The organism is Kribbella sp. (assembly GCF_035655035.1).
GTDB lineage: Bacteria > Actinomycetota > Actinomycetes > Propionibacteriales > Kribbellaceae > Kribbella.
Genome location: NZ_DASRVN010000412.1, coordinates 1 through 5,877, shown reverse-complemented (window position 1 = coordinate 5,877; position 5,877 = coordinate 1). Strand labels below are relative to the sequence as shown.

Below are 5,877 nucleotides of genomic sequence, written 5' to 3'. Positions count from 1 at the left end.
GTGTGAGCCACCCGTACGAGCCACCGGTGTGAGCTGCCCGTGTGAGCCGCCGTGTGACCTGCCTGTGTGAGCCGCCCGTGCCAGCTGCCCACATGAGCCCGCTTGCGCGAGCAACCCGCATGAGCCAGTCGAACGAGCCGCCTGTACGAGCCGTTCGCGTAAGCCGCCGGTGCGATCCACGCGCATGAGCCGTTGGTACGAGCCACCTGTGCAAGCAACCCGTGCGAGCCAGTGGATGAGCCGCTCCGTGCGAGCGGCCGGTGCGAGCTGCCTGTGCGAGGCGCCCGGTGTGTCCACCCGCATGAGCCGCTGTACGAGCTGCCCGCGTGAGCGGCTCGGCGTACGCCGTCCCGCGAACCGCGTGTACCCGGTGGTCCCCGGCGCTGGCGACTCGTTTGGTGGGCTGGGGTGCGGATGGGGGATGTTGGGGGTTGGTGGTTAGTAGACGATTGCTTGGGTGTTTTCGGTGAGGATTTCTTCGGTGAAGGTGGGGGCGCCGGCTATGCGGGTGCGGGGGAGGACGTCTGCTTCCGTGAGGTTGCGGCGTTTGGCGCATTGGGTGCAGACGGTGAGTTGGCCGCCTTCCAGGACTGCGGTGAGGAGGTCGGTGAGGGGGGCGGCGTGGGGGAGTTCGAAGGATTCGGCGCGGCCGGGTACGGCGAACCAGACGGCTTCGCCGGTGAGCCAGAGGGAGACCGTCGCGCCGGCGGCGACCGCGGAGGCTGCGACGGTGAAGGCCTGGTTGGCGCGTTCGGGTTCTTCGGCGCCTGCGGTCAGCTTGATCACCAGCGTGCGGGACATCCCGCCACGGTAACCGTCCCCGGCCGGCTCCCTCCAGGGACCTCCTCGCACTTTGAGTGGTTCACCGTGTGATGTGCCCGTTGGTGCCTCGCGTGCGAGGGGTGAACCGGTCGGTTGGGAGGTTCACCGGCGAGATCGTGCCGCGCAGGGGGCGGCGGGTCGGGCGGTGGGTGCCGCGCAGGGCGGGGCGGCGGGTCCGGTGGTCGTTCTCGGTGGGCTTGCTGCGGTGGGCTTGTCGTAGGTGAGGGGTTTACCTCGGGATGGGGCCGTTGGGGTCTTGTACGCGGGTGGTGGACCGGGTGGTTCGGGGGTTCAGCGTCGAGGTGGTTTGTGGAGGTCGGGGTGTGTGGAGGGGTGGCGTGCGGGATGTCACGTGGTGGGTGACGGAGGGGTGGGAGGGGGATCCTCTAGACTGACGAGCGTGCTGCATGTCGTTTTCACTACGTTGCTGATTCTGGTCTGTGTGTTCATGGGCTGGTTCTCGGCGTTCGTCGTCTATCGGCTGTATCGCGGCCGCAACGCGAGCTGAGTGGTCCGATGGCGTTCGAGATTCCGCAGGATCTGCACCCGGACCTGATGCCGCTGGCGTGGCTGCTCGGGCGGTGGGAGGGGCGCGGGCACGGGGACTACCCGACGATCGAGAAGTTCGAGTTCGGGCAGCAGATCGACTTCACCCACAACGGGAAGCCGTACCTGCACTACGTCAGCCAGACGTTCGTGGTCGGCGAGGACGGTACGAAGGAGCGCCCGCTGGCGGTGGAGACCGGATTCTGGCGGCCGCAGCCGGACAACAAGCTCGAGGTGATCCTGGCGCACCCGACGGGGATCGCCGAGATCTGGTACGGCGACATCGACGGCGCGAAGATCGAGCTGCAGACCGACGTGGTCGCGCGCACCACCTCCGCCAAGGAGGTCACCGCCGGCCACCGTCTGTACGGGCTGGTGAACGGCGAGCTGCTCTGGGCGTACGACATGGCCGCCGAAGGTCAGTCCCTCCAGCCCCACCTCTGGGCAACCCTCGTCCGCGCTTAGTCGCCGTCCCGAACTGCCAGACGGGACGCGGCAGAAGCCCAGGCCGGCGATCCGACCTGGGCTTCTGCCGCCGTCCTGACCTCAGACCGTGGGGCGGTTCGCGGTGATTCGCGTCGCGACCGAGGTCCAGCTGATGACGTCGCCGCTCTTGTACGGCATCGGGTCACCGTCGCCGTTGAGCGGTGCCGTCACGGTAGCGACCTCACGAAGACCGATGAACTGGCCCGTCTTCGAGTCGATGATCAGCTCCTTACGGATACCCCACAGCTCCACCAGCCCGATCGCCCGGCCTGCATTCCCGTCCAGGTTGACCGTGTCCGGAAGGAGCTGGATGCCGTGGATGCCGCGCAGCGCCTTGTACAGCGTGGCCCGCTGCTCCGACATCGCGAAGCCGGACACCAGGATGCTCCCGGCGCGCTCGAACGCCCGATAGTCGCCCTGTGCCGGAGCATCACCCAGCCCGGGCCAGGTGTGGTCGTTCTTCCGCAGCGCCGCGAGCAGGGCAGCCGGGTCCTGCGGCAGCCGTGCGACGAAGTCGGCCGTCGGGCTCATCCAGCTGCCCTTGCAGGGGTCCGTCGCGCCCTTCGACTGCATCAGAAGGGCACCGCCGGTCAAGACGGCGCAGGCTTGCGTGGTCTTGATCTTCCGCGGCTTGACGTTCAGCGGGTCCGTCCGGCGCCAGAGCTGCTCGGCGGCCTTGCTGGAGAACTCCTGCTTGGCGCCGAGCACCGAGATCGCGGTGAACGGCGGCGTCTGGGTGGACGGAACCCACCAGTCGGTGACCGAAAGACGAGTGCCGTGGTACGTGTTACGCGGACCGAAGCTCCATCCCTCCTGGATCCGCTGGGTGACCTGCCGGTACTGGCCGGCCGGGATCGGTGCGTCCAGGGCACCGGCCGACTGGTCGGCGGCGGTCGCCAGGAACGTGCCGGCGTCGGCTGTCGCGCCAGGCGCCACCGTCCCGTTGTTCTTGGTGACGACGTCGTTGACGAGGAAGCCGACGGCCAGCGTTCCGGCGAGGGCGCCGGCGACCACCATCCGGCGGCGTCCGGTGGAGCGGCGGGCGGCGGGCTGCGGGACCAGTACCCGCTGACGAGCGCGGGCCAGGGCCAGCGGAGTGGCCGGCGGTACGTCGTCGTTCAGGCGCTTGAGTGCATCGATCTCGGTCATGAGCGGTTCTCCTGGAAGTCTGAGCCGAGCGCGGCGCGCAGGACTCGACGGGCACGGTGCAGGCGGGACGCGACCGTTCCGGCGGGGATTTTCAGGGCAGCGGCGATCTCGGGATAGCTGAGGTCTTCCCACGCATAGAGCAGGAGGACGTCCCGGTCGGTCTGCCGGAGGCCGGCCAGCACGCCGGCCAAGGCACGTGAGGTCGTCTCCGCGTCGACCCGGTCGGCGACCTCGGCCGACAGCAGGTCCGCGCCATCCGGCTCCGCGTCCGGGGTGGAGCGCGAGTACGCCCGGTACTGGCGGATCTCGTCTCGTCGCCGGCGGCGGATCAGATTGGTCGCGATGCCGTACAACCACGGCAGCACACCGGACTGTGACTCACGGTAGCGGTCTCGACGCTCGAAGGCGATCAGGAAGGTCTGAGCGACAAGGTCGTCCGCCTCCGCGGTACCGAGCCGGCGAGCGATGTACCGATGGATAGCCCGGGCGTGCAGATCGAACACCACCGCGAAATCTTCCGGCATTCGGCGGCTCGCGGACTCCGGATCCGGGTCGTCGGCGGACCGGGCCGTCACACCGGGGGCGGCGGTCTCGGACGCCGGTCCCAGAGAGGGTGGCCGGCCTGGTATCGGGGGCGGGCTATGGATCTCAGGTATGCGTTCGCGACCGAGCGACGCTGTCTGCGGTTGGTTCATACCTGGTTGTTGCCCGCTGCCCGTGCAACGCTTCTCATGGAATCCGGTCAGCTCTCGGCTACCCAGGAGTACTCGACCTTCGGCCGTCCGCTCCGCCCGTCGTACCGTTGGGTGCGCAGCGCCTGCCCCTGGTCGGCGAGGTGTTCGAGGTACCGCCGCGCCGTGATCCGCGACGTACCGAGCGAGGTGGCGACCTCTTCCGCGGTCCAGCCCTCCCGGTTCGCGAGCAGCTGTACGACGCGGTCCAGCACGCCCCCGGCCAGACCTTTCGGCACCGACGAGACGGTTGCCGGGTGCAACAAGCGGTCCACCTCGTCCTGATCCGCGACGACCTCACCCAGGGCGGCGGCCCGGCGTTGCCGTGCGTACGCCGTCAACCGGTCTCGCAGCGTCTCGAACGCGAACGGCTTCAGCACGTACTGCACGACCCCGATCCGCGCCGCCGCCTGTACCGCCGCGACCTCCCGCGCGGATGTGACCGCGACCACGTCGGTCTGGTTGCCGAGGGCACGCATCCGGCGGACGATGTCCAGCCCGTGCCCGTCAGGCAGGTGCATGTCGAGCAGCACCAGGTCGAGGTCCCCGCGGGCGAGCACCTGCAGCGCGCGTCCCGCAGTACCGGCGACGCCGACGCACGTGAAGCCCGGCAGGCGATCGACGTACGTGCGATGGGCCTCCGCGGCGACCGGGTCGTCCTCGACGACGAGTACCCGCAGGTCAGGCACTGCTGCTCACCGCCCGCGGCAGCCGCACGCGCACCGTCAGCGCGGGCACCTCGTCCAGCTCGGAATCCGGATCGACCATCAGCGAACCCTGCCACCGTTCGACCGTGCTCCGCACCAGCACGAGCCCCAGCCCGTGGCCCGGCTCGGCCTTGGTCGTCCAGCCGCGCTCGAACATGTGTGCCAGCTCCACCGATCCCAGCTCGGCACCGGTGTTCGTCACGATCAGGTCGATCGCGGCCGTCGAGGCCGCCGCCCGGAACTCCACCTTCCGCGGCGCCGGACCGCCGCGCGCGGCCTCGATCGCGTTGTCCAGCAGGTTCCCGACCACGGTCACCACGTCCTGCGCCGGCAGCCGGGTGTTCAGCGCCTCGTGCCCGAGGTCGAGCGACAGTACGACGCCGCGCTCCTGGGCCTGCGACAACTTTGCCAACAGCAACGATGCGAGCACCGGATCGCCGACCGTACCGACCACGCGATCCGTCATCGCCTGCGCGAACTGCAACTCCGACACCGCGAACTCCCGGGCCCGTTCCGGCTTGCCGATCTCGATCAGGCTGACCACGGTGTGCAGCCGGTTCGACGCCTCATGATTCTGTGCCTGCAGCGATTCCGCCAAACTCCGGACCGCGTCGAGCTCGCCGAGCAGCCGCTGCAGCTGGGTGTGGTCCCGCAGCGTGACGATCCGCCCGCGGCCGGACGGCTGCTGGTTCACGACCACGACGCCCTGTGCGCCGAGGTGGAGTTCGTCGTACGCCGTCCGCCCGGTCGCGAGCAGTTCGGCCAGCGGGGCGCCGAGGTGCAGGTCCTCCAACGGCGTGCCGGGAGTGACCGTACGCAGGCCGAGCAGCGTCAGCGCCTCGTCGTTCGCGAGCTGTACCCGGCCGTCGAGGTCGAGCAGGATCAGCCCTTCGCGCGCGGCGTGCAGTACGCCCTCGTAGAAGTCGAGCATCCGCGCCAGCGACTGCGTGCCCACGCCGCGGGTGGCCCGCCGTACTCGCCAGGTGACGAGCGCGTTGCCGGCGATCGCGATGCCGAGCATCAGGCTGGCGATCCCGAGCATCGAGCGGAGATCGACCCGGACCAGCTCCCACCAGCTCGGTGCCGCCAGACCACTGACCGCCGCGTCCCGAAGGGCCTGCGCGCGGGACCGGCTGACCATCACGAACCAGACCAGCACGATGAGTACTGTGGCCGTGACTGTCTGCAGCCAGAAGACCTGGCGGCGCAGCTCCCACGGCCGTCGTTTCATGCCGAACAGTTTGCCCCCAACTCTGTGCAGCGAACGATATGAACGAAATGCGCGCTTCTCCTGTGCGTCACGTCACAGTTACCCAACACCCGTCCGCCACGGCCGATACAGGAGTCCCACCATGTCGAGCCCGACCGAACCCCGCCCGACGCCGGTCCGCAACGACCGGACCCACTTCCTCTACATCGCCGTCATCGTCGCCGTC

At 69.3% G+C, this 5,877-nt stretch carries 6 protein-coding genes; 1 reads left to right on the top strand and 5 read right to left on the bottom strand.

Annotated elements, in window-relative coordinates; all coding sequences use genetic code 11:
• Window positions 1-438: 438 nt before the first annotated feature.
• Window positions 439-801: a DsrE family protein gene (locus VFF46_RS23055; protein ID WP_325039270.1), complete on the bottom strand. Its 363-nt coding sequence runs from the start codon at window positions 799-801 to the stop codon at window positions 439-441.
• Between the two features lie 537 nt (window positions 802-1,338).
• On the opposite strand from VFF46_RS23055, the gene VFF46_RS23050 reads away from it, so the two are divergent.
• Window positions 1,339-1,833 carry an FABP family protein gene (locus VFF46_RS23050; RefSeq protein ID WP_325039269.1) on the top strand — a complete coding sequence of 165 codons (495 nt, stop codon included), beginning with the start codon at window positions 1,339-1,341 and terminating at the stop codon, window positions 1,831-1,833.
• A gap of 81 nt (window positions 1,834-1,914) precedes the next feature.
• Here VFF46_RS23050 and VFF46_RS23045 read toward each other — a convergent pair whose 3' ends face one another.
• The 4 genes from VFF46_RS23045 to VFF46_RS23030 form a co-directional block, all read right to left on the bottom strand.
• Window positions 1,915-3,003, bottom strand: coding sequence for a CU044_5270 family protein (locus tag VFF46_RS23045; RefSeq protein WP_325039268.1), 1,089 nt, complete (start codon window positions 3,001-3,003; stop codon window positions 1,915-1,917).
• Window positions 3,000-3,578: an RNA polymerase sigma factor gene (locus VFF46_RS23040; protein WP_325039267.1), complete on the bottom strand. Its 579-nt coding sequence runs from the start codon at window positions 3,576-3,578 to the stop codon at window positions 3,000-3,002. The genes VFF46_RS23045 and VFF46_RS23040 overlap by 4 nt, the downstream gene beginning before the upstream one ends.
• A 167-nt stretch (window positions 3,579-3,745) precedes the next feature.
• Complete coding sequence (locus tag VFF46_RS23035; RefSeq protein ID WP_325039266.1) at window positions 3,746-4,423, bottom strand: response regulator; 678 nt, start codon at window positions 4,421-4,423, stop codon at window positions 3,746-3,748.
• Window positions 4,416-5,672, bottom strand: a complete 1,257-nt coding sequence (locus VFF46_RS23030; protein WP_325039265.1) for a sensor histidine kinase — start codon at window positions 5,670-5,672, stop codon at window positions 4,416-4,418. Before VFF46_RS23030 ends, VFF46_RS23035 begins: the two co-directional genes overlap by 8 nt.
• Window positions 5,673-5,877 lie beyond the last annotated feature (205 nt).